The 22,046-nt window shown below is 70.9% G+C and carries 25 protein-coding genes, 1 tRNA gene and 1 pseudogene; 13 read left to right on the forward strand and 14 right to left on the reverse strand.

The window, feature by feature from the left end; translation table 11 throughout:
* Window positions 1-5: 5 nt before the first annotated feature.
* Window positions 6-2,054 (forward strand): S1C family serine protease, encoded by a 2,049-nt coding sequence (locus OQ02_RS46990; protein ID WP_331281553.1) that lies wholly within the window; start codon window positions 6-8, stop codon window positions 2,052-2,054.
* Between the two features lie 53 nt (window positions 2,055-2,107).
* Here OQ02_RS46990 and OQ02_RS25940 read toward each other — a convergent pair whose 3' ends face one another.
* The 6 genes from OQ02_RS25940 to OQ02_RS25965 form a co-directional block, all read right to left on the reverse strand.
* Window positions 2,108-2,824 (reverse strand): hypothetical protein, encoded by a 717-nt coding sequence (locus OQ02_RS25940; RefSeq protein WP_156077320.1) that lies wholly within the window; start codon window positions 2,822-2,824, stop codon window positions 2,108-2,110.
* A 123-nt stretch (window positions 2,825-2,947) separates the two neighbouring features.
* A complete protein-coding gene (locus OQ02_RS25945; RefSeq protein ID WP_033441188.1) occupies window positions 2,948-3,334 on the reverse strand; it encodes a hypothetical protein in 387 nt (128 codons plus the stop codon).
* Window positions 3,331-4,404 carry a molybdopterin-dependent oxidoreductase gene (locus OQ02_RS25950; RefSeq protein ID WP_051772813.1) on the reverse strand — a complete coding sequence of 358 codons (1,074 nt, stop codon included), beginning with the start codon at window positions 4,402-4,404 and terminating at the stop codon, window positions 3,331-3,333. The genes OQ02_RS25945 and OQ02_RS25950 overlap by 4 nt, the downstream gene beginning before the upstream one ends.
* Entirely contained in the window at window positions 4,401-5,003 is a 603-nt protein-coding gene (locus OQ02_RS25955) for a class I SAM-dependent methyltransferase (RefSeq protein ID WP_033441189.1), read from the reverse strand. Before OQ02_RS25955 ends, OQ02_RS25950 begins: the two co-directional genes overlap by 4 nt.
* On the reverse strand, window positions 5,000-5,659 hold the full coding sequence (locus tag OQ02_RS25960; RefSeq protein ID WP_033441190.1) for a TIGR04282 family arsenosugar biosynthesis glycosyltransferase: 660 nt from the start codon (window positions 5,657-5,659) through the stop codon (window positions 5,000-5,002). The genes OQ02_RS25955 and OQ02_RS25960 overlap by 4 nt, the downstream gene beginning before the upstream one ends.
* A complete protein-coding gene (locus OQ02_RS25965; RefSeq protein ID WP_033441318.1) occupies window positions 5,656-6,291 on the reverse strand; it encodes a glycosyltransferase family 2 protein in 636 nt (211 codons plus the stop codon). Before OQ02_RS25965 ends, OQ02_RS25960 begins: the two co-directional genes overlap by 4 nt.
* Before the next feature lie 152 nt (window positions 6,292-6,443).
* Here OQ02_RS25965 and OQ02_RS25970 point away from each other — a divergent pair, with 152 nt between their 5' ends.
* The 3 genes from OQ02_RS25970 to OQ02_RS25980 are packed head-to-tail and all read left to right on the forward strand — an operon-like array spanning window position 6,444 to window position 9,375.
* Window positions 6,444-7,652: a hypothetical protein gene (locus OQ02_RS25970; RefSeq protein ID WP_442973678.1), complete on the forward strand. Its 1,209-nt coding sequence runs from the start codon at window positions 6,444-6,446 to the stop codon at window positions 7,650-7,652.
* 8 nt (window positions 7,653-7,660) lie between these two features.
* Window positions 7,661-8,356, forward strand: a complete 696-nt coding sequence (locus OQ02_RS25975) for a response regulator transcription factor (RefSeq protein WP_063747152.1) — start codon at window positions 7,661-7,663, stop codon at window positions 8,354-8,356.
* Window positions 8,356-9,375: a sensor histidine kinase gene (locus OQ02_RS25980; RefSeq protein ID WP_033441320.1), complete on the forward strand. Its 1,020-nt coding sequence runs from the start codon at window positions 8,356-8,358 to the stop codon at window positions 9,373-9,375. The genes OQ02_RS25975 and OQ02_RS25980 overlap by 1 nt, the downstream gene beginning before the upstream one ends.
* Here OQ02_RS25980 and OQ02_RS25985 read toward each other — a convergent pair.
* Window positions 9,344-10,363 (reverse strand): NAD-dependent epimerase/dehydratase family protein, encoded by a 1,020-nt coding sequence (locus OQ02_RS25985; protein ID WP_033441192.1) that lies wholly within the window; start codon window positions 10,361-10,363, stop codon window positions 9,344-9,346. The genes OQ02_RS25980 and OQ02_RS25985 overlap by 32 nt on opposite strands.
* A gap of 95 nt (window positions 10,364-10,458) precedes the next feature.
* Here OQ02_RS25985 and OQ02_RS25990 point away from each other — a divergent pair, with 95 nt between their 5' ends.
* Together OQ02_RS25990 and OQ02_RS25995 are read left to right on the forward strand one after the other, a co-directional pair.
* The gene (locus OQ02_RS25990; RefSeq protein WP_033441321.1) at window positions 10,459-10,959 is read left to right on the forward strand and encodes a MogA/MoaB family molybdenum cofactor biosynthesis protein; all 501 of its coding nucleotides are present in this window, start codon (window positions 10,459-10,461) and stop codon (window positions 10,957-10,959) included.
* Window positions 10,956-11,162: a hypothetical protein gene (locus OQ02_RS25995; protein WP_033441193.1), complete on the forward strand. Its 207-nt coding sequence runs from the start codon at window positions 10,956-10,958 to the stop codon at window positions 11,160-11,162. Before OQ02_RS25990 ends, OQ02_RS25995 begins: the two co-directional genes overlap by 4 nt.
* 264 nt (window positions 11,163-11,426) lie before the next feature.
* Here OQ02_RS25995 and mscL read toward each other — a convergent pair whose 3' ends face one another.
* The 4 genes from mscL to OQ02_RS26015 form a co-directional block, all read right to left on the reverse strand.
* Entirely contained in the window at window positions 11,427-11,819 is a 393-nt protein-coding gene (mscL, locus tag OQ02_RS26000) for a large-conductance mechanosensitive channel protein MscL (RefSeq protein ID WP_033441194.1), read from the reverse strand.
* Window positions 11,820-12,741: 922 nt separating this feature from the next.
* Window positions 12,742-13,251 carry an SAF domain-containing protein gene (locus tag OQ02_RS26005; protein WP_051772814.1) on the reverse strand — a complete coding sequence of 170 codons (510 nt, stop codon included), beginning with the start codon at window positions 13,249-13,251 and terminating at the stop codon, window positions 12,742-12,744.
* A gap of 91 nt (window positions 13,252-13,342) precedes the next feature.
* Entirely contained in the window at window positions 13,343-13,648 is a 306-nt protein-coding gene (locus tag OQ02_RS26010; RefSeq protein ID WP_033441196.1) for an FmdB family zinc ribbon protein, read from the reverse strand.
* A gap of 101 nt (window positions 13,649-13,749) precedes the next feature.
* On the reverse strand, window positions 13,750-14,313 hold the full coding sequence (locus tag OQ02_RS26015; RefSeq protein ID WP_033441197.1) for a 5-formyltetrahydrofolate cyclo-ligase: 564 nt from the start codon (window positions 14,311-14,313) through the stop codon (window positions 13,750-13,752).
* A 38-nt stretch (window positions 14,314-14,351) separates the two neighbouring features.
* Between OQ02_RS26015 and OQ02_RS26020 the strand changes: the two genes are divergently transcribed.
* From OQ02_RS26020 to OQ02_RS26040, 5 genes are all read left to right on the forward strand, one after another.
* Window positions 14,352-15,233, forward strand: coding sequence for a UTP--glucose-1-phosphate uridylyltransferase (locus OQ02_RS26020; RefSeq protein WP_033441198.1), 882 nt, complete (start codon window positions 14,352-14,354; stop codon window positions 15,231-15,233).
* A gap of 14 nt (window positions 15,234-15,247) precedes the next feature.
* Window positions 15,248-16,471: a molybdotransferase-like divisome protein Glp gene (glp, locus tag OQ02_RS26025; RefSeq protein ID WP_081915952.1), complete on the forward strand. Its 1,224-nt coding sequence runs from the start codon at window positions 15,248-15,250 to the stop codon at window positions 16,469-16,471.
* On the forward strand, window positions 16,472-17,128 hold the full coding sequence (locus OQ02_RS26030) for a GNAT family N-acetyltransferase (protein ID WP_033441199.1): 657 nt from the start codon (window positions 16,472-16,474) through the stop codon (window positions 17,126-17,128).
* Window positions 17,129-17,287: 159 nt separating this feature from the next.
* On the forward strand, window positions 17,288-17,998 hold the full coding sequence (gene sepX / locus OQ02_RS26035; RefSeq protein WP_033441200.1) for a divisome protein SepX/GlpR: 711 nt from the start codon (window positions 17,288-17,290) through the stop codon (window positions 17,996-17,998).
* A 63-nt stretch (window positions 17,999-18,061) separates the two neighbouring features.
* Window positions 18,062-18,134: transfer RNA gene (locus OQ02_RS26040), tRNA-Ala, on the forward strand.
* A gap of 230 nt (window positions 18,135-18,364) precedes the next feature.
* Here OQ02_RS26040 and OQ02_RS42740 read toward each other — a convergent pair.
* Window positions 18,365-18,550: pseudogene (locus OQ02_RS42740) on the reverse strand (IS5/IS1182 family transposase); the annotation flags it as partial.
* A gap of 381 nt (window positions 18,551-18,931) precedes the next feature.
* On the opposite strand from OQ02_RS42740, the gene OQ02_RS44115 reads away from it, so the two are divergent.
* Entirely contained in the window at window positions 18,932-19,306 is a 375-nt protein-coding gene (locus tag OQ02_RS44115; protein WP_156077321.1) for a hypothetical protein, read from the forward strand.
* Between the two features lie 523 nt (window positions 19,307-19,829).
* Here OQ02_RS44115 and OQ02_RS26045 read toward each other — a convergent pair.
* Window positions 19,830-20,330 (reverse strand): hypothetical protein, encoded by a 501-nt coding sequence (locus tag OQ02_RS26045; RefSeq protein ID WP_033441201.1) that lies wholly within the window; start codon window positions 20,328-20,330, stop codon window positions 19,830-19,832.
* A gap of 294 nt (window positions 20,331-20,624) precedes the next feature.
* On the opposite strand from OQ02_RS26045, the gene OQ02_RS26050 reads away from it, so the two are divergent.
* Entirely contained in the window at window positions 20,625-20,846 is a 222-nt protein-coding gene (locus OQ02_RS26050) for a response regulator transcription factor (RefSeq protein ID WP_033441202.1), read from the forward strand.
* Between the two features lie 93 nt (window positions 20,847-20,939).
* On the opposite strand, the gene OQ02_RS26055 is transcribed toward OQ02_RS26050, so the two are convergent.
* Window positions 20,940-21,830: a hypothetical protein gene (locus tag OQ02_RS26055; RefSeq protein ID WP_156077322.1), complete on the reverse strand. Its 891-nt coding sequence runs from the start codon at window positions 21,828-21,830 to the stop codon at window positions 20,940-20,942.
* Window positions 21,831-22,046 lie beyond the last annotated feature (216 nt).

Here is a 22,046-nt window from a genome sequence, read left to right on the forward strand (position 1 = left end):
TGGACATGACCGAGAACGAGCAGCCGAAGCGGCCACACCAGTCTCCGCAGCAGTCTCCGCAACCGGAGCAGCAGAGCCCGTGGGCACGCGGCGGCGCCGAGCCCGGTCATGACGACGCCGGCTTCCAGCAGCAGGGTGCTGGTCAGCCGGACACCGGTGGTGCGGGCGCCGTGCAGGGCGGCGTCGGCGGGCCGGGGTCCACCGGAGCGCGGGGTGCCTGGCAGGGAGGCCCGGCGCGACCGGAGGACGTGACCGACGGATCGGCGGCAGGGGTCGATCGGTCGGACGGCGGGTCGGCGGGTGCTCCGCAGGGGAGCACCGCCCACCCGGCCGAAATCGCACCGCGGAGCGTCGCCGACGAGGCCGCTTCGGGTGTGGTGGGCGCAGCCCGTGACGGCAGCCTCTACCCGGACAGCGTCACCACGACATCGGACGTCACGGCTACACCGGACGTCACCGCGACACCGGACGCGTCCGGTCGCACAGCGAACTTCGGCCCGCCGGCTGCTCCTGGGATGAGCGCCGGCCGGCCTGGACCCGGGTCGCCGGCTGCCTCTGGCGCCGGTCACTCGGATGACTTCGGCTCACCGGGCGCTCCTCAGTCGAGCGCGGGTCAGTCGGGAACCGGTCAGCTCGGCGCCGTGCAGGGCGGCGTCGGCGCGACCGGAGCAGGTGTGGCGGGTGGCGTGCAGGGCGCCGCCGGCCAGGCCGGAACCGGTGGGTTCGGCGCCGTGCAGGGCGGCGCCGGCCTGCCGGGTTCCGGGTCGGAGGCGTGGCACTCCGCCTACCAGCGTCCGGAGCAGGGGCAGCACGGCCAGCACGCGCTCGGGCAGCCGGAGCAGGGGCAGCCAGGCCAGGGGCAGCACGGGCAGCAGTCGCTCGGGCAGCCGGGACAAGGGCAGCCGGGACAGGGGCAGCCGGGTTTCCCCGGCGCGTCCGGTCCCTACTACGCGCAGCCCGGTCAAGTGCCGGAACAGCCGCGGCAGCGGGGGCGGAGCAAGGTCGTCGCCGGTGTCGCCGCGCTCGTGCTCGCCGTCGGTGGTGTCTCGGGCGGGATCGGCGGCTACATCGGCTACCAGGCGGCCGAGTCGGCCGGGCCGGTGACCAACGCGCTCAACCAGGCCCCGCCGGCGCAGCAGATGTCCAACGCGCCCGAGGGCTCCATCGAGCAGGTCGCCCAGAAGGTGCTGCCGACGGTGGTCCAGGTGCAGGTCACGGGCGGTGCGGGGTCGGGCTTCACGCTCAGCTCCGACGGCCTGGTGCTGACCAACAACCACGTGGTCGAGTCCGCCGCGGACGGCGGTCCCATCAAGGTGCAGCTCCAGGACGGCCGCTCGTTCGACGCGAAGATCGTCGGCCGCGACCCGTCGTCCGACCTGGCCGTGCTGAAGATGGAGGACGTCTCCGGCCTGCCCACCGCCGAACTCGGCAACTCCGGCGACCTGAAGATCGGCCAGCAGGTGGTCGCCGTCGGCTCCCCGTTCGACCTCAACGGCACCGTCACGTCCGGCATCGTGAGCTCGCTGAACCGCCCGGTCCGCGCCGGCGGCCAGAAGGGAACCCCGGACACCGTGCTCAACGCCATCCAGACCGACGCCGCGATCAACCCCGGCAACTCGGGCGGCCCGCTGGTGAACATGCGCGGCCAGGTCGTCGGCATCAACTCGGCCATCTACAGCCCGAACTCCGGTGAGGCCACGCAGGGCGGTTCGGTCGGCATCGGCTTCGCCATCCCGGTCGACCAGGCCCGCCGCACCGCGAAGGAGCTGGCCGAGACCGGCAAGGCCACCCAGACCGTGCTCGGCGTGCAGGTCGGCGACGCACCGGAAGGCGGCGCGGTGGTCCGCGACGTCACCGCGGGCGGCGCGGCCGAGGCGGCGGGCATCAAGAACGGCGACGTGATCACCAGGTTCGGCGACCGGCAGGTGGAGACGTCGGACACCCTCGTGGCCGCCGTCCGCTCCCGCGCCCCGGGCGACAAGGTGCAGATCACCATCGGCAAGGACCGCACGGTCGAGGTGACGCTCGGCAGCCAGACCGTCGAGCCGCGCTAGGCGTTGCCCGGGAGCGGACCGGAACCCCGCCGTACCCGGCCACCATGGACTTCCTAGCGACCGGCTCCCTTGCGGCGGAGCCGGTCGCGCCATTCCAGCAGCATCTTCAGGTGGTACTCCCCGAGGTTCTCGTCCTGGGGGTAGATGGTGCACCGCTCGGCGGCGAGCTCCTTCTCCACGTAGACGAGGGCCCGCTCGAAGTCGCCGTGGCGCTCCAGCGTGTAGGCCAGGCCGACCCAGGTCTCGCGCAGTTGCTCGTCCGAGGGTCGCTCCAGGGCCTCCAGCTCGGTGAGGACGTCGGTGAACACCTGGACCGCCTCGGCGACCGCCCCGCTGTCCCTCAGCGAGTACCCGACCGAGCGCCGGGTGAGGAGCGTGTCGCGGTGGTACGGGCCGAGCACCCGGGCCCTGTCCTCGGCGAGACGCCGCGTCTCGGCGATCACCGCGGGCCAGCCGAGGGTCTTCGGAGCGAGGTGGATCATTCCCCAGCGAGCGGCCAGGGTGTCGGGGTGGTCCGCGCCGAGTGCCGCCGTCCGGTCGGCGACCTCCGTCTGGGCGAGGCGGATCGCGGTGGCCGGATCGCCCTCCTCCACCAGCCAGAACCGCAGTTTGGCCCGGGCCTCCGCGGTGTCGGGGTGCCAGGGGCCGAGGGTGCGGGTCAGGAGTTCGATGCCCCGCTCGGCCTTGTCGCCGGCCATCGACCTCGGCCGCGTCCAGGGCTTGAACTTCCGCAGAACCCGCCGACGTCGCACCCACGACCTCATGCCCATCGGCGAAGTTTAGGATCAGCGCGGGCCGCGGTGGGCGCAGACGTCGCACGGCTTCACATGGCCGGCGGGGGCCGTTCTGTCATTGGCTGCCAGGCGAGGGCACTGCCACCGTCAGGCAACCCTTCACCTGTCGGCGCGCGGCCTCGTCAGCGTCACGGCCAGGACGCCGAGCCAGATCACGGCGACCGCCACCAGCAGCCCGACCAGGTAGTCCCGGTCGTTCAGGCCGGGGTTCGGCGACCCGGCGAACGGGCGCCACAGCAGGGGGACGGCCAGCGCGAGCAGCACTCCGGTGAGCAGCCCGCCGACCTGCACCGGGGCGCGCCACCGCCCGGGCACCCAGCGGGCGACGAGGAGCCCGAGCCCGCCGAGGAGCGGCGCGAGCAGGAGGTCGTGCACGACCGGGCCGCCGATGAACCACAGCGCCAGGTTGACGTCCACCAGCGGCAGGAGCAGGAACGCGCCCCACGAGCCCATGGCCACTCCCAGCGCACCGATCAACCACCTCATCGGACTACCTTTAGACGGGTGACCCACTTGGTCTGCGTCACGCCCGGTCGGCTCGGCGCGATCAACCGGCACGGGTAGCCGTGGTCCAGCGGCAGGGTCTCGCCGTCGACCTGCAAAGCCAGCAGGGTCAACGGGTCGCGGGCGTGGAGCGCGGGCAGCGTGCTCGCCCGGTAGATCCCGTCGCGCTCCAGCGATTCGACCCGGACGTCACCCGGCTCGACCCCGGCCAGCGCCAGCAGGTCGCGCACCGGCACGCCGGTCCACCTCGCCGACGCGCTCCACCCCTCGACGCACGCGATCGGCAGTTCCGCCGTGGTCTGCGGCAGCGCTGCCAGCTCGGCCAGGGAGAACCGCCGGTCGCCGACGGTGAGCCGCCACGCGGAAGGGTCCACAGCGGACACTCCGGCCGCGCCGGCCGTGCGGTTGACGGGAAGTGCCGCCGAACGCGTGCCCAGCACCGACACGGACCGCAGCCACGGCACCGTGGCGCCGACCGTGGCGAGCACCGCGACCGCCGCCGCACCGCCCGTGGTGAGCAGGAATCCCCGCCGGCTGAGCGCACCCGGGTGGGACGGACCCCGCCGCACCTCCTCGGCGGGCGTGCGCATCAGCGGCAGCTTCACCGCGATGTGCACGAGCAGCGCCCCGACGGCGATCCACGCCACGGCGTAGTGCGCGGGCGGGAAGAAGAACTGCCACGGGTAGTTCTGCGTGGCGTTGAACAGGCCGGTGACCAGCTCGAAGAACGACGCGCCGACCAGCACCAGGATCGACCCGCGTTCCACCGCGTGCGGAACGGACTTCACCAGCGGTCGGGTGAACAGCTTCGGGTAGACGGTCCACAGCTTGGCCAGCAGCAGCGGGATCGCGGCCACCCCGGACGTGACGTGCACGCCCTGCGTGATCCGGTACAGGCCGACGGGCCGGGTGGGCCAGGTGAACCACCCCGGCGGGTGCTGGACGTAGTGGCTGAGCACCCCGGTGACGAAGCACAGGCCGAACGCGATGCCCAGCCAGGTGCCGATCCGGGTCGCGGTGTGCGGGCTGGACTCCCGCGTCGGGAGTCTCACGATCGCACCAGCTCGGTGAACCAACGGCCGTCGCGCTCGGCGAGCCACCGCGGCTTGAGGCCGGCGCGCGCGGCGGTGGGCCGGATGGCCCTGGCGTCGACCCTGGCCCAGTCGAACCACGCGCCGCCGTCCACCCGAGCCCGTTCCCGGCGCAGCCCGCAGCCGGGCGGCTCGACCTCCACCAGCACGCTCCCACGCCCGTTCAGCAGCCCTCGCGCCCGGCGCAGCAGCACGACCGGATCTCCGCCGATGCCGATGTTGCCGTCCGCGAGCAGCACGTGCGCCCAGCGGCCGACCCCGGGCAGCCGGCCGAACACGTCGCGGTGCAGCGCCGCGCCGCCCCGGCCGCGGGCGAGGGCGACGGCCACCGGCGAGTGGTCGACGCCGAGGGCGGCGATCCCGCGCCGCGTCAGCGCCGCGACCAACCGGCCGGGGCCGCAGCCGAGGTCGATGGTCGGGCCGTGGCAGGCGTCGAGCAGCACGTGGTCGGCGTCGTTCGCGTCCTCGTGCCACCGGTCGACGGGGAGCGGCACGTCATCGCCCCCGTCCAGTTCGAGCCGGCACTCCGCGCCACCGAGGCCGACGTCGAACGCCGTCACCGCGGCACACCGAGGTGGGCCAGGGCGGCGGCGAACCGGGTGTGGGGCACGGCGGCGGCGACCTCGCGGGCGGTGGCCATGTCGTCCACATCGGACAAAACCGGCAGCACCCCGATGTCGTGCCCGTCCAGCGCGAGCAGGGTGCGCGCACCGGTGTCGGGCCGGGACATCGGCACGCCGCGCAGGTGCCGGGCGAGCGACGGGTCGTCGAGGCCGAGCGCCCACCAGCCGCCGTCGGCCGCCGGACCGAGCACCGCGTCGTGCCCGGCCAGCCGGTCGACCGACTCGGCCAGCAGCAGCGGGGTCACCTGAGGGGTGTCCATGCCGATCTGGAACACCGGCAGGCCGTGCCTGGCGGAGGTGTCGGCGTGCGCGTTGGCCAGGCGTTCGGCGAACGTCGCGCCGCGCTGCGCGATGACGGTGCAGTCCCGCAGCGCCGTGGCGATCTCCGCGGACCGGCACGCCCGGTGGAGTGAGCCGGTCAGCGCCACGACCGGCCGCACGCCGGGGGTGCGGAGGACGGCGTCGAGGGTGTCCAGCAGCGCGGCGGCGGCGACCTCGGCCGCCTCGCCGGGCGTCGCGGGCGGGCAGAGCCGGGTCTTCGCCAGACCGGGCACCGGCGCCTTGGCGACCACCAGCAGGCTCGCCCGGCTCACCGGAGCACCGCCGCCATGTCCCGCACCGCGCGCACGGTGCCGCGGACGGAACCCGACACCTTGGACTTCGTGCCCGCCGCACGAGGTCCGTAGCGCACGTCCCGCTCGACCACCCGCCACCCGGCCGCCGCGGCGCGCAGCAGCAGTTCCAGCGGATAGCCGAACGCGCGGTCCTCCACCGCCAGGTCCAGCAGGTCCTGCCGGCGGAACGCGCGCATCGGCGCGATGTCCCGCACCGGCAGCCCCTTGCGCCGCAGCATCGCGGCCAGCACCGCGTTGCCGGCCCGCGCGTGCCACGGCCAGCTGCCCGCGTCCGGCACCCGCCGCCCCACGGCCAGGTCGGCCCGCGCGAGCAACGCCACCAGGTCGGGGAGCTCACCGGGGTCCAGCGAGCCGTCCGCGTCGAGCACGCACACCACCTCGGACCGCGCGTGCTCGATGCCGGTGTGCACGGCCGCGCCGTACCCGGGCCGGGGCTCGTGCACCACCTCGGCGCCCAGCGACCGGGCGACGTCCGGCGATCCGTCACGCGATCCGTTGTCCACCACCAGGGGCCGGTAGCCGGCGGGCATGGCCCGCAGCACGCCCGGCAGGGCCGCCGCCTCGTCCAGGCAGGGGAGCACCACGTCGATTTCGTCCACGAGCACCAGGATGGTCCGTCATGGACGGCGGGAAACCGTTGTGCCGCTTACCGAATCCTGACGTGTGAACCAGTTCTTACGGACCGCTGACGGATGGCGCCGTGAACGCGCCGACCCGGTGCCGCAGGCCCTACGGTGGGTGTGTGCTCCGTGTCCTGGCCGCCGCGGCCCTCGTCGCCTCGGCCGCTGTGGTCGGCGTGCTCCTGGGCGGTGAGCGCACGTTCGCCGGCGCGCCGCCGCTGTTCGCGGGGTGGTTCCCGCACGTCGGCATCGGCACGCCGTTGGCCGTGCTGGTCGCGGTGCTGGTGGTGGTGTGGGGGCCGAGCCTGGCCGGTCGGCTGTCGTGGCGGGCGGCGTTGGCCGCCGGGTACGCGACGGCGGTCGCGTGGATCGTCTCGCTGGCCCTGGTGGACGGGTGGAAGCGCGGGTTCAGCGGTCGGCTGACCACGTCCGACGAGTACCTGCACGAGGTGCCGGGCGTGACGGACGTCGGCGTCGTGCTGCGGGAGTTCTCGTCCCGGATCCTGGACTTCCAGCCCGACTCGTGGACGGTGCACGTGTCCGGGCACCCGCCCGGCGCGCTGCTGGTGTTCGTGGGGCTGGACCGGGTGGGGCTGTCCGGCGGCGCGTGGGCGGCGGCGTTGGTGGTGCTGGTGGGCGCGTTGACGGCCGTCGCGGTGCCCGTGACGGTGCGCGCGATGGTGTCCGAGGAGCACGCGCGGCGCGTGCTGCCGTTCGTGGCGCTGTTCCCGGGCGCGGTGTGGATCGGCGTTTCGGCGGACGGCCTGTTCGCGGGCGTCACGGCGTGCGGGATCGCGCTGCTGGCCACCCGCCGTGCGCTCGCGGGTGGTGTGGTGCTCGGCTTCGGGGTGTTCCTGTCGTACGGGCTGGTGCTGATCGGGGTCCTGGCCCTGGCCGTGTCGTGGCCCGATTGGAGGCGGATCGGCCTGGCCGTGCTCGGCGCGGTGGGCGTGGTGGCGGTGTTCGCGGCGCTCGGGTTCTGGTGGCTGGACGGCTACCACCTCGTGGTCGAGCGGTACTACCAGGGCATCGCGTCTTCCCGCTCCTACGGCTACTGGGTGTGGGCGAACCTCGCCGCCGCCGTGCTCGCGTGCGGGTTCGCGCCATTTGCCGCACGGTGGCGAGGCCCTGCCCTCACACTGGCCGCAGCGGCGGCGGTGGCCATCCTGGTGGCCGACGTGTCCGGTTTGAGCAAGGCCGAGGTGGAGCGGATCTGGCTGCCGTTCACCGTGTGGCTGGTCGTGCTCGTGCCGGACCGGCCACGGGCCTGGCTCGCGGCCCAAGCGGTGACCGCGCTCGCGGTCAACCACCTCCTGCTGACCAACTGGTGAGGCGTGACATGGATGGGACGACCGGGCGGGTCCTCGTCGTGGACGACGACGTGACCGTGCGCGACGTGGTGCGCCGGTACCTGGAGCTGGCCGGGCACGAGGTGGAGGTCGTCGGCGACGGAGAGAGCGCGCTCCGCCGGTTCGCCGAGCGCGAGCCGGACGTGGTGGTGCTGGACCTGATGCTGCCCGGCGTGGACGGGCTGGAGGTGTGCCGCCGGCTGCGGGTGCGCAGCGCCGTGCCGGTGGTGATGCTGACCGCGCTGGGCGAGGAGGAGGACCGGATCGCCGGGCTCCAGCTCGGCGCGGACGACTACGTCACCAAGCCGTTCAGCCCGCGTGAGCTGGCGTTGCGCGTCACGTCGGTGCTGCGCCGGTCGAAGGTGGCGGCGTCGCGGTCGTCGTCGGTGCTGGAGGACGCCGGGCTGCGGGTGGACGTCGGGGCGCGCTCGGCGTGGCTGGGCGGGCGCGAGCTGTCCCTCACCACCCGCGAGTTCGACCTGCTGGTGTTCTTCCTGACCCATCGCGGCACCGCGTTCAGCCGGAGCGAGCTGCTGTCGCGGGTGTGGGGCTGGGAGTTCGGCGACCAGTCCACCGTGACCGTCCACGTGCGACGGTTGCGGGAGAAGGTGGAGGCCGACTCGGCCCGGCCGGTGCGGATCTCGACCGTGTGGGGCGTCGGCTACCGGTACGACGGCGGTGCGTGATGCTGATCGAGATCTACCACATCCTGCCGTTCGCGGTGCTGTTCTCGCTGCCGCTGGCGCTGCTCGGGGCGGTGGTGCTGCGACGGCTGTCGAGCGGGTCGCTGGCCACCGCGCTGACCGTGCTGGCGATCGTCCCGGTGGTGGCGACCATCGGCGGTGTGCTCGCGGTCAGCGGGTTCATGTTCACCCCGATCCTCACCACGACCGTGCTGGTGTGCCTGCTGGTGGCGCTGGTGACCGTGCCGACGGCGGTGCTGCTCGGTCGGGCGCTGGCGCGGCGGAGCGTGTGGGAGAGCGAGGCGCGGGCGCGGGAACGCGCGGCGGAGGCGTCCCGGCGCGAGCTGGTCGCGTGGATCAGCCACGACCTGCGCACCCCGCTGGCCGGCATCCGGGCGATGGCCGAGGCGCTGGCGGACGGCGTGGTGGCGCGGCGGGACGAGGTCGCCGAGTACGCGGGGCGGATCTCCACCGAGGCCGAGGCGTTGTCCGGGATGGTGGACGACCTGTTCGAGCTGTCCCGGATCACCGCCGGCGCGTTGCGGCTGACGTTGTCCGAGGTGCCGCTGGCGGACGTGGTCAGCGAGGTCGTGGCGGCGGAGAGCCCGGTGGCGTCGCGCAAGGGCGTCCGGTTGCAGGCCGACGCGGCGACGTGGCCGGTGGTGCTGGGCAGCGACCCGGAACTGGCGCGGGTGGTGCGCAACCTGCTGTCCAACGCGATCCGGCACACCCCGCCGGACGGGACGGTGGCCGTGCGGGTCGACGTGGACGGGTCGTCGGCGCTGCTGAGGGTGGACGACGGCTGCGGCGGCATCCCCGAGGCGGACCTGCCCCGGGTGTTCGAGGTGGCGTTCCGCGGCACGCCGCACCGGCAGCCGGTCGGCGGAGGCCTGGGATTGGCGATCGCCCGGGGCCTGGTGGAGGCGCACCAGGGCACGATCGACGCGCGCAACCACGGGCGCGGCTGCCGGTTCGAGGTGCGGCTGCCGCTCAGCGCAGGGGGTCCGCTGCGAACTGCTTGACGCCCGCCGCGAACGACGTGGCGGCGTGGAAGCCGATGAGGTCCCTCGCCTTGGCGGGGTCCGCGACGACGTGCCGGACGTCGGCCGGTCGCGCGCCGCCGACGACGCGCGGCGGCGGGCCGCCGTACGCGTCCGCCAGGTGGGTGGCGAGGTCGCCGACGGTGTGCGGCTCGCCGGAGCACACGTTGAGCGCGGTGAGCGTGCCGGGCGGGCCGGGTCGGTCGATGGCCAGCACGTTGGCCCGCGCCACGTCGGTGACGTGCACGAAATCACGGCGCTGACGGCCGTCTTCGAGGACGGTCGGCGCCTCACCGCGTTCGAGCGCGCTGCGGAACAGGCTCGCCACGCCCGCGTACGGGGTGTTCTTCGGCATCCTCGGGCCGTACACGTTGTGGTACCTCATCGCCCACACGTCGCCGCCCGTCTGGCGGGCCCACGCCGCCGCGTAGTGCTCTTGGGCGAGCTTGCTGGCCGCGTAGGTGCTCCGGGGGTCCAGTGGGGCGTCCTCGGGGACCAGTCGCGGTTCCAGGGGGTTGCCGCAGTGCGGGCAGGGCGGTTCGTAGCGGCCCTGGTCGAGGTCCGCCTGGCGGCGTGGCGCGGCGCGGACGATGCCGTGTTCGGCGCACTCGTAGCGGCCCTCGCCGTACACGACCATCGACGAGGCCATGACCAGGCGTTTCACGCCCTTCTCGTGCATCGCGGCGAGCAGCACGGCGGTGCCGAGGTCGTTGTTGAGCGCGTACAGCGGCGCGTCGGACGGGTCGAGGCCGTGGCCGACGACGGCCGCCTGGTGGCACACCACGTCCACGCCGTCGAGGAGGTCCTTCACCGTGTCGAGGTCCGTGACGTCACGGACCTCGGGCGGTCGGGTCCGGTGGGCCTGGGGGAGGTAGGCGTCGAGCACGACGACGTCGTGGTGTCGGGCGGCCAGGTGGTCGGCGACGTGTGAGCCGATGAAGCCGGCCCCGCCGGTGAGGAGAACGCGCACGTCACAGAAGTTAGGGGTGCTCCGGCGGAATTGCCCGGCGCGGCAGCGTGACGTCACGGAACCGTCAGATCCGCCGATTGGCTACGGTGGCGTTCATGGAACGCAGCGCGCAGCGACTGGGACGCGCCCTTGTCGTGATCGTGGACGACCGGGTGGCGCACGGTGAGCACGACGACAGCACAGGACCGCTGGTCACCGAGTTGCTGGAGGAAGCAGGGTTCATCGTCGACGGGACCGTCGCGGTGGAAGGCGAGGTCGTGGGCATCCGTGCCGCGCTGAACACAGCCGTCATCGGTGGTGTCGACCTGGTCGTCACCGTCGGCGGCACGGGCGTGTCGCCTCGTGACGTCACGCCGGACGCCACACAGGGCGTGCTCGACCGGCCCATCGCCGGGATCGCCGAGGCGCTCCGGGCCTCGGGGCTGGCGGCGGGCGCCGTCGACGCGGGCATCTCGCGGGGGCTGGTCGGCGTGTCCGGCAGCACCCTCGTGGTGAACCTGGCCGGCTCGCGCTCGGCCGTGCGTGACGGCATGGCGACGCTGTCGGCCCTGGTGCCGTACGTGATCGACCAACTGTCCGGGCTCGACGAAGCGTGACCGACCCCGCCGACGCCGCCGCCTCCGACGCCGCTGCTGCCGCCGATGCCGCCGCCGCTGCGTCGGAGGCGGCGGCGCGGCGTCGTCGGCTGGCCGAGGTGTTCGGGGACGTGCTGCCCGAGGGCTCGTCCGACGAGCCGAACCCGAGCAGGCGCGACGACCGGTGGTACGAGGAGAACCGGCCGCCGCACCACGGCGGTTAGCAAGGCGATCGCACCGGCCAGAACCAGCGCCGACCAAGAACCAGCGCCGGCCAAGAACTCGCGCCGGCCGGAACCAGATGCCGGCCGGAACCAGACGCTGGCCGGAACCAGATGCCGGCCGGAACCAGACGCCGGCCGGAACCGGCGTCGGCCAGAGCAGGCGCCGGGCAGAACCGGCGTTGGCCGAGAACTCGCGTCGGCCAGAGCAGAGGCTGGCCAGAATTAGCGTTGGCCAGAGCAGGCGCCGGCCGGAACCAGCGTTGGTCAGAGCTGGCGCTGGGAGGCGAGCAGGTCGCGGATCTCCTTGAGCAGTTCCACGTCGGTGGGCTCGGCGGGACCGGCCTCCTCGCCGCGCTTCCGACGTTCCTTGATCTTGTTCATCGGCAGCACGAAGATGAAGTAGACGACCGCCGCGACGATCAAGAAGTTGATGGCGGCGGTGATGATCGCGCCGAAGTCCATGATCGTCTTGTCGCTCTCGCCGAGCTTCACGGCCAGGCCGTTGACGTTGTTGCCGCCGAACAGCGCGATGATCGGGTTGATCAGGTGCGAGGTGAGCGCGGTGACGATGCCGGTGAAGGCGGCGCCGATGACCACCGCCACGGCGAGGTCCACGACGTTGCCGCGCATCAGGAAGTCCTTGAAGCCCTTGATCACGGTTGGTTCCTCCGTTTGGGGGTATAGGGGGCGAGCGGAGGGTAACGGCAGAGGGCTCCGATCGTCACTCAGCGGGTCTGCGTGTCGAGGGAAGATCGGGCACGCAGAGCAGGCCCAACAGGCCTGACAGGTCTAACCGGTCGAACACCGGCGGGGCCGAACATGGTGATTTCCGCCATCCGGACGCCCTTCGACGCGGAGCATTTCCAGCCTGACGCCGGAACTCCGCGTCGCCGCTCCGACGCCACCCCGACCCATCCCGACCTCGGCCGCCCGTGACTTTGATCGCAGCGGTTCACCCCTCCTCCGTCTGGGGGAGGCGAGTCCTGAGCCGCGCGCGACTTCCGGGCTCGCCCTCGCCGCTCGGCTGACCGGTGCCCGGCCGGCCGCGTCCTCGACCATCCACTGCCGCTCGACCATCCACAGTTGCCCGTGCTGCCGTGCTGCCGTGCTGCCGTGCTGCCGTGCTGCCGTGCTGCCGTGCTGCCGTGCTGCCGTGCTGCCGTGCTGCCGTGCCGCCGTGCCGCCGTGCCGCCGTGCCGCCGAGCCGCCGAGCCGCCGAGCCGCCCGAGCTTCGCGTGCCCCCGTGCTGCCGGTGCTTCTGGTGCTTCTGGTGCCGCTCGTGTTGCCTGTGGCGCCAGTGCTCCTCGTGCTGACGGTGCTGTCGGTGCCGCCGGGTGCTTCTCGTGCTGCCGGTGTTGCCGTGCCGCCCTGGTGCTGCCTGTTGCCGCGCGGTGCTGGCTGTGCCGGCCCGTGCTGCCGGTGCCTTCCTGTCGCCTGCCGCGCTGCCGTCCACGCGTCGGTCACCGTGCTGCCTTGAGGCCCGCACCGCCGACCCCAGCGCGGGCCGGTGGCGTGCTGGCTGGCGGCTGGCGGCTGGCGGCCTGTGGCATCGGCGCTCCGGCTGCTGTCAGTGCAAGTGTCAGTGCAAGGTCACCGCCACCGGGTTGGCCAGGGACTCGGCGGCGATGCGGTGGGCCGCCGCGCGGTTCGCCGAGATCACCACCACCTCGCCCTCCCGGACCGCCACCACCGAGGCGTCCGCCGCCAGCACGTGCGCCTCCGCACCGACCACGTCCACCCTGCTCCCCGGCCGCAGCAACCCGACCACCCCGGCATCGGCCAACCGCACGGCCACCGACGACACCTCAGGGTCGACCGGGGTCAGGCGGGCGTCGGTGAGGGGTTCGCCGGCTCTCGCCGCGCCTACCAGTCCGCGGCCTAAGGCGTCGCCCTCCGAGACCGCCCCGGCGGGTGCCAGGGCAGGCGGCATGGCGACCACCCGCACGTCTGTCGCGCCCAGCGGCACGCCCGGTGCCAAGTCGTGCGCGGCTACCAGAACGTCGACCGTCGGACTGCCCGGCAGCAAGGCCAGACCCACGGCTACCAGGGCCAGCAGGCCCGCCAGGATCCTTCTGAGGTGGAGGAGCATGGCTTCGACGTTAGGGACGGGGCAGGGTTGGGGACAGCGCAAACCCCCGAGCTGTGGACAACTCGGGGGCTTGTGGACAACTAGAGCGGCTTCAGGACGCGGCGGCGGCCGGAGCGGAAGACGAAGAAGACGACGAGGACGAAGAAGAGGACGAAGAAGTCGACTCGGTCTTCGCAGGAGCCGATTCGGTCTTCGTGGCCGCCGGAGCGCCCGAGGACGACGAACGGCTGTCCGTCCGGTAGAACCCGCTGCCCTTGAACACGACACCGACCGCGCCGTACAGCTTGCGCAGCCTGCCGGAGCACTCCGGGCACTCGGTCAACGCGGAGTCCGAGAAGGACTGCACCGCGTCGAACCGGTGGTCGCACTCGGTGCAGGCGTACTGGTAGGTCGGCACGGCGGGCCCTCCACGAGTCCTGGTTGGCACTCCTCCGTCACGAGTGCCAACAACGATGATGCGCCACTCGGCACAGGTGGCGCAAACATCACAGGTCAACGTCACAACGGCAGTCGAACCAGCCCCGATCCGGGCGTCAGCACCGCATCCATCCGGACGTCGTGCGGTTCGGCCGGCAGGGACGGCACGAACTCCTCGTCCCGCACAAGCGCGACCAGCGGACCTGTGGACAACGTCAGGGCACGGTCGTAGTAGCCGCCACCCTTGCCCAGCCGCACCCCCGAGTGGTCCACCGCCAACGCCGGCACCAGCACCAACGCCGCCGACCCGACCGCCGCCGCACCCAGCAACGGCCCCACCGGCTCCCGCAGCCCGAACGCCCCCGGACGCAACTCCCCGGAGTACGCGGCCCAGTCCAGCTCCGACCCGACGACCACCGGCAGCAGCACCCGCAGCCCGTGCGACCGCAGCACCTCCACCATTTCCAGCGATCCCGGTTCGTGAGCCGAAGCGACGTACGCGCAAACGGTCTGACCCGGAGAAAGGGCGAAAGCATCAACGGCCAGCAGCACTTCGGCCGCCATCGAAGGCACGACACCGCTACGCCGCGCGGCCCGCAGCCGTGTGCGCAGCGTGTTCTTCCGATCACTTACGTCGGACGTCATGGCAGGTCACACTAAGCGCGCCGTTACGCTCGCAGGTCATGAGCGCCTTCCAGACAGCAATCGTGCCCGCGGCAGGCCTGGGCACGCGCTTCCTCCCGACCACCAAAGCGGTGCCCAAGGAGCTGCTGCCGGTCGTCGACACCCCGGGCATCGAACTCGTCGCTGCCGAGGCCGCCGAGGCGGGTGCGACGAAGCTCGTGATCGTGACCTCACCCGGCAAGGACGCGGTCGCGGAGTACTTCCGCCCGCAGCCGGAGCTGGAGGCGACGCTCGAAGAACGCGGCAAGACGGACCTGGTCGCCAAGGTCCGCCGCGCGCAGAACCTGCTCACCGTGGAGACCGCCCTCCAGGACAAGGCCCTCGGCCTCGGTCACGCCGTCAGCTGCGCCGAGGGCAACCTGACCGGCGAGGATGAGGCGGTGGCCGTCCTCCTGCCCGACGACCTCGTGCTGCCCACAGGCGTGCTCAAGAAGATGGCCGCTGTGCGCGAGAAGGTCGGCGGCAGCGTGCTGTGCGCGTTCGACATCCCCAAGGACCAGATCTCCGCGTACGGCGTCTTCGACGTCCAGGACACCGCGGACGACGACGTCAAGAAGGTCGTCGGCATGGTCGAGAAGCCGAAGGCCGAGGACGCGCCGTCGACGTTCGCCGCGGCCGGCCGCTACCTGCTGGACCGGGCGATCTTCGACGCGCTCAAGCGCATCACGCCCGGCGCGGGCGGCGAGCTCCAGCTCACCGACGCCATCGCGCTCCTGATCAACGAGGGCCACCCCGTGCACGTCGTCGTGCACCGCGGTGGGCGACACGACCTGGGCAATCCGGGTGGATTCCTCAAAGCTGCGGTTGACTTCGCACTTGAACACCCGGACTACGGGCCCGAGCTGGGGGTGTGGTTGCGGGAACGCCTCGGCAACTCCTGAACGAGGGTCGACACATGAGGTCAGTGGATGAGCAGCTCGCCAGGGTGGTAGCCGCCGCCGTGCGGCCCGCCCCCGTGCGCGTGGCGATCTCCGAGTCGCAGGGTCTGCTCTGCGCCGAGGAGGTCGTCGCCGAGCGCGCGTTGCCCGGGTTCGACCAGGCGGCGGTCGACGGCTACGCGGTGCGCAGCGTGGACGTGCAGGCGGCCAACGAAGAACCCGTCCAACTCCCCGTCGTGGGTGAGATCCCGGCGGGATCGCGCCAGCCCAGACGGTTGCAGCCGGGTCAGGCGGTCCGGGTCGCGACCGGCGCGCCGCTGCCCACGCTGGCCGACGCCGTGGTGCCGCTCGGCTACACCGACGGGCACGCGGCGAAGGTGACCGTGCAGCGGTCGGTGCCGTCCGCGGCGTTCGTCCGGCGCACCGGCGAGGACGTGCAGACCGGCGACGTCGCGGTGCGCCGCGGCTCGTCCATCGGCGCCGCCCAGGTCGGCCTGCTGGCCGCGGTCGGCCGGAACAAGGTGCTGGTGCACCCGAGGCCGCGGGTGTCGGTGATCTCGATCGGCGAGGAGCTGGTCGACGTCGACCGCACCCCCGGCCAGGGTCAGGTGTACGACGTCAACTCCTACGCGCTGACCGCCGCCGCGCGGGACGCGGGCGCCGAGGTCAGCCGGGTCGGCATCCAGTCGCCCGACCCGCGCCGGATGCGCGAGGTCGTCGAAGGACGGTTGCTGCTGTCCGAGATCGTGGTCGTCGCGGGTGGCGTCGGGGGCGCCATCGGCGACGAGGTGCGGGCGGCGCTGGCCGACCTCGGGGACCTCGACGTGACCCGGGTGGCCATGCACCCCGGCTCGGTGCAGGGCTTCGGCCGCCTCGGGCCGGACGCGGTGCCGACGTTCCTGCTGCCGGCGAACCCGATGAGCGCGTTGGTCGTTTTCGAAGTGCTGGTGCGTCCGCTGATCCGGGCCGCGCTGGGCAAGCGCAACCCGTACCGGCGGGCGGTCAGCGCGCGGCTGCTGTCGCCGCTGACGTCGACCAAGGGCCGGCGCGGCTACCTGCGCGGCCAGCTGCTGCGCGACGCGGACAACGGCGAGTACCTGGTGCAGCCGCTGGGTACCTCCGGGTCGCACCTGCTGGCGTCGTTGGCCGAGGCGAACTGCCTGATCCTGGTCGACGAGGACGTCACGGACGTGTCGGTCGGTGAAGAGGTCACCGTGTGCTTCTTGGCGCAGAGGGGATAGATGAACCACGCGTGGGAAGGCGGTCGGCACCCCGGCTGGCCCGCGCGGCTCGGACCGCTCCGGGTGGCCGCCGGTCTGGTGGCACTGCGCCCGCCCAAGCTGCTGGACGCCGCGGAGTGGTCCCGCACCAGGCTCCGCGACCAGGCGTACCTGGAGGCCTGGGAACCCACCGCGGTCGAGGGCTGGCAGGAGCGCAACGCGATGCTGGCGTGGCCCGTGCAGTGGTCGTCGCTCAAGGCCCTGGCCCGGCGCGGCCAGGCGCTGCCGTTCGCGATCACGGTGGACGGCGTGCTGGCGGGGCAGATCACCGTGGGCAACGTCGTGCGCGGCTCGCTGCGCTCGGCCTGGGTGGGCTACTGGGTGGCGGCCGACCGGGCGCGCGGCGGCGTGGCCACCGCGGCGCTGGCGCTCGTCGTCGACCACTGCTTCGGCGACGCCGGCCTGCACCGGCTGGAGGCGACCGTCCGCCCGGAGAACCAGGCCAGTCTCCGGGTCCTCGCCAAGGCCGGTTTCCGCGAGGAGGGCCTGTTCCTGAGGTACCTCGACGTGGCCGGCGCCTGGCGCGACCACCTGTGCTTCGCGATGACCGCCGAGGAGGCCTCACCCGAGGGACTGGTACGCCGGTTGGTCGCCCGCGGATACGCCCGAACGGCCTGATCAGAGGGGCCGTGTGGCTTATTCGTGTCACCCGAATGTGGGTGATACACCACACTTTGGTACGCACGCCGGTCGGCGTGCCTCCGACACAGGTGTGACTGTTGTGACTAGCGTGGCACGTGCACCGAGCGCGTCGCGGGGTAGGGGGAGGTGACGAGGATGCCCAGCTCGCTGATCGTCGTGGGACTGGTCGTGGCCTGGTTGGTCGTCCTCGTGCCGATGGTCGCGCGCAAGCGCGCCGACGCGACGCGCGGCAGCATGGAGGAGGAGTACGACGCCATGCCCGAAGCCGATACGGAGTTCGAAGCCGAGTTCGACGACTACGACGAGTACGACGACGACATGGACGAGTTCGTCCCGCCGCGGGTGTTCCGCCCGGGTCGTGGCGGCTACGACCCGGAGACCGCGGCGATCGTGGCGCAGGCGAAGTACGCCTTCCGCCGCCGCGTCGTCGCAACGCTGCTGCTGACCGCGTTGGTCACCGGTGTGATCGCGGGCGTGCTCTACCCGCTGGCGTGGTGGGTGCACGCGGCGGTGGACGCGACGCTCGTCGCCTACCTCGGCTACCTGCGCCGCCAGGTGCGGATCGAGGAGGACGTCCGCGCGCGCCGGCAGGCCCGGATCGCGCAGGTCCGCCGCCGTTCCGCGCGCCGGTCCGGCGAGGCGCAGCCGCACCTCGTGGGCCGGCCGTCCGCGCCCCCGGCCGAGGGCGAGGCGTCCCGTGACCAGCAGCGCCCGGCCCCGCCGCCCAGGTTCCAGCACCACGTCCGCCCCGGCACCGTCGTGGTGGACGTGGACGACGAGGACCCGGTGTTCGTGGAGCTGGACGGCCCCGACGCGCTCCCGTACCGGCGGGCGTCCGGCGAGTAGAGGGGGGTGGCGGAACCACCCCCCGACTACTGATATGCTTCCTCCCGCACGACAACGGAACACGGGGCTGTAGCGCAGTTGGTAGCGCGACTCGTTCGCATCGAGTAGGTCAGGGGTTCGATTCCCCTCAGCTCCACGTTAGAACGCTTACTAGAACACTGGATCAAGTCCATGCCAGTGAGTAGGCCGGAGATCTCGTTGTACGAAGCAGGGCCACTCCCGGAAACCGGGGTGGCCCTGCTGTCGTCCGGGAGGTCATCTGTCGATGTTCTCGGGTCTGGCTTGTCGCCTGGGGGTTCCGTCCCGTGCTGACCCTTCTGGATGGGGCGAACGGCTGATGCAGGTCGTGACCGAGAAAACCATCTCCGAGTAGTACGGCCGGTCGGCGGCGATGCGGTCGATGGGTAACAGGGTGCCGTCGAGGATGACGTAGGCCTTGCGCATGGCGGCTTTCAGCGCGTCGGCCAGGTCCGGTTCCAGTGCTGCCAGGAGTTGGACGGCCTCGTGGATGTAGCGGCAGACGGTGGCCAGGCCGACGCCGAACCCCGCTGAGGAACGTCAACCCGGAATCCTTCCAGCACAAGACGAATGGCACACCCCCGGAGACTCCGGGAGGCGATAACAGTAAGCTCCCAGCAAGGCCGATCGAGGACGATTCAGGCTCGGGGAAGTCGAAGTGAAGCGTCGAAGGACGGGTCTCCCTCGAATGTCCGAGATTGTGGATGTTCAGGGCGCGCGTCGGGTTTGCATCGTAGTTCTTGACCATCTGACCCAAAATGCCCAATCGGAGTTGCTTCTCGGAGATTCTCGGGCGATCAGGGCTGTCATCAATGATCTCACCGGCGCCCTCGAAGATCTGAGTGGACTTGAAGCTCGGGTCAAGAAGTTGGAGCGGCATGGTGCGCGAGACACGCGAATAAAGTGGACGCGGCGGTGGCTTGGCTCGAAGGCACTGCACGGCTGATGGCGTTGGCACTCGCTCGGGAGCTGTACGCGGGGCAGAGTGCACGAGTCGCAGCCGCCCTTTCCGCTCAGCGCAGGCTGACCCCGAAGCAGATCAGCGAACGCCTTGGCCTCAGTGTCGAGATGGTGGAGGCGATGATTGATAAGGCGCTGTCCGACCCACTTGACCAGCCGATGGTGTTGACGTTCCTCGATGTTATGCCCCCGAATGCCTGGAAGCAGTGCCGAAAGCTGGTCTCTCGCCAGCGCACGCTACGGAGAGGTGATTCTGATGCTGAATCGGACCATACTTGCGACTCGGCACACTTACGATCACCTTCAGTGGGTGCCCTTTTCGACGAATGATTGAAGGACTTCTAGTGTGTGCCTATTCGCCCCTTGTGACCGTGCACGTTCCGCTGCTACGTACGGTTCAATTGCGGTCCACACCTCGACCATTCTCGGTACAGGTTCCCGAGACTCTCGGTCTTGTCTAGGATACTGAAGCTTCTGAGGGATGCGAAAGTCTGATAGAAGAATGCCTGATCAATGACGTCAGACCTGGCAGGTTCAGGCAATTGCGAGAGGCCGCAACTGGGAGGATGCTCCAAGTGTAGCCAGTTTACTACATAATCGTAACGATCATGAAATGCCGGCTTGCGGAATTCTGCGAACAAGCTCGCCACCACAGGGAAGTGGTTGATCTTTCTGAACTGGGCGAGCTGTTGACGATAGGATGTATAAGCGATTGTCGTGGCCAGCACCGACAGCGTCAGGGCCGCCACTGAAAGCGATAGCGATAGCATTGACTTCTCCCTTGCGCTCGTCATTTCAGCCGCTCGGACAAGCCGGGCGAGGTCGACGCGAACTTGAGTCGCACGTTGCTCGTTTACAGCAGCTTGTCGACATAGTTTGCAAATGGGACTGCGTAGAATCGTCGCGCAACCTTCCATGCCTCTTTGTACTCATCGATTCTAAAGTCCGCCGCTATCACCCGTTCCCAACTTTCCCAGATCTCGCCTGGAACCCTGCACTTTGCGTTCCGTAAGAACATGGCCTCATGAGTACCCAGGCGCAACAGGATGAAGGTCAAAGTTTTCCCTTGCTCGACCGTAAGAGTGCCGAAGCCGTGCGCCTCGAAGTGCCACCGCATCACGTCGGGTTCCCCCAGGAAGAGTACTGCCAGATCTTTCTCCGAGGCGATTTGCGCGTCATGAGACGACTGCTCGAGGGTTCCTACGATGACTTCAGTCTGCTTTACAGCCGCCTCAGCCTGCTTCGTCGCGACTTCAGCCTGCTTCGCAACGCTGCGCATCTGGCGGAAGCCGACGGCAAACGCTCCTGCAATGAAGATAAGTGTTCCAACCTCAATCAACTCTTTCAGAGTCATACGGGTAGCCTCTACATTCCATTATTGGCGTGGACGCAAGGCGGTTGAAGTCCTCGCTCATCTCAGATGGTGCATCACGGGGGTCGAGATGCAATGAACTCCCACGAACCGACCCGAATCTCGTCGAGTCACGGCGGGTTTGCCCTGGTGGACGGTGTGACTGAGGAGTAAACCGCCCGATCGAGCGGATTACTGTTTGAACACGAACGGCTGCATACCGTAGGAAGGAAAGGCGAATTTGCGTACCCTGCCGGGGCGCCAAAGTAGACGCGCGAGGGCGATGGGTTTTTGGACATGGTTGGCGTCGAGTTGCCGTGCCCCATCGACAACGGCCGGACGAACACCTACCTCCCGACGACGGCCCACGACCACCTCCCGAACCAGCTGGAGAAGGCGACCCCGATCGACACCGCGCGGCGCGGAACCCACCGCGAACGCGAGATACTCGCCCTGCTGGCGGCTGGCATGAAGGACGCGGCGATCATGCGTGCGTTGGGCATCACCAACGCACGATGACCCGCCGCATGTCGGCGCTGCTAGAGGAGCTGGGACGCCACCACCCGCTTCCAGACAGGCGCAAACGCAACCGCCGCGGCCCGGTGTGAGGCGTCACCGGCGGATTCCCACGCGAAGGAAGAGCTTGGCGGCACTCAAGACGCGGTTGGTCTTGGTGGGCCAGGAAGAAACCCGCGTGGTCGTGCGCACGGCCTCGACGGTGATCGGTGTGTCCTGCCCTGCCACCCGGATCGCCTGGACGCACTCGGTCGTGTCGCCGAGGAGGCCCATGCCATTCTCGATCCGGTTCGCCAGTTCGGAGTCCTCGATGATTCCGGGGAGTTCGTCGCCCACGTTGTAGCCGGCACGGAAGCAGGCGAGCGCGGCGTTGCGCACGGAGGACCCGTTGGCGAGGTACGACTGGAGCCGGTCCAGCGCCTTGTCCTTGACCGTGTCGGAGACGAGCGTCAGCGCCTGCCAACCGGCCTGTACCCGCGGGTCGAGGGCCAGGTGCACGCTCCCCGGAGGGACCGCGACCCGCATCTGCTGACCCGGTTCGAGCGGCAGTCCGGTCAGCGCCACCTGTGAGGTCGCCGCGCGGAACGTCGCGACCACGAGGTCGTAGTGCTGCTCGGTCCACCGGAGTCCGGTCGGCTGGTCGACGATCCAGACTGCTGAGTCGTCGTCGTTGAGGAGCAAGGTCGAGGTACCACCGCCGTTGGTGCACATCGTCAGAGTGGGGAGGAGGCGAACCTCCGCCTGGGTCTCCGGGATGAGGGGCACGGCGGTTGCGTGGTCCGGCGGGCAGGAGGACTTTGAGGGCAGCGAAAGGGTGATCGAGGGCGAGGGAGTGGTCGGCCTCACCGTGGGCGTCCGGTCCTGCCCAACCGTGGTCGTCGTGCCCGGCGTCACCGCCGTCGACGGGTTCGGCGGGATCGGGTCGTGGTTGCAGCCTGCGGCGAGCACGAGGACGGCCAGCACGCCTGCTGCTGCTTTGGTGATCATCGCGTGTCTCCCTGCGGTAGACGGGTGACGGACGCTTTCCTGTTTGGTCGCGGACCGTGGCCGTCCATTACACGAAAGAAGTCGCCCGATCGGGTGATGAGCGATGGACCGTTCAGTGCAACGTGGCTGCCTTCCGCTGCGTATGCGGGGCAAGGAGGTGGCCGCCGCTGACGCACCGCCCGAGGACCGCGCAGGACGCGGTCGCGGTCTTCGAAT

Origin of the sequence: Saccharothrix sp. NRRL B-16314, from assembly GCF_000716595.1 — a bacterium.
In the GTDB taxonomy this organism is placed as follows: Bacteria; Actinomycetota; Actinomycetes; order Mycobacteriales; family Pseudonocardiaceae; genus Actinosynnema.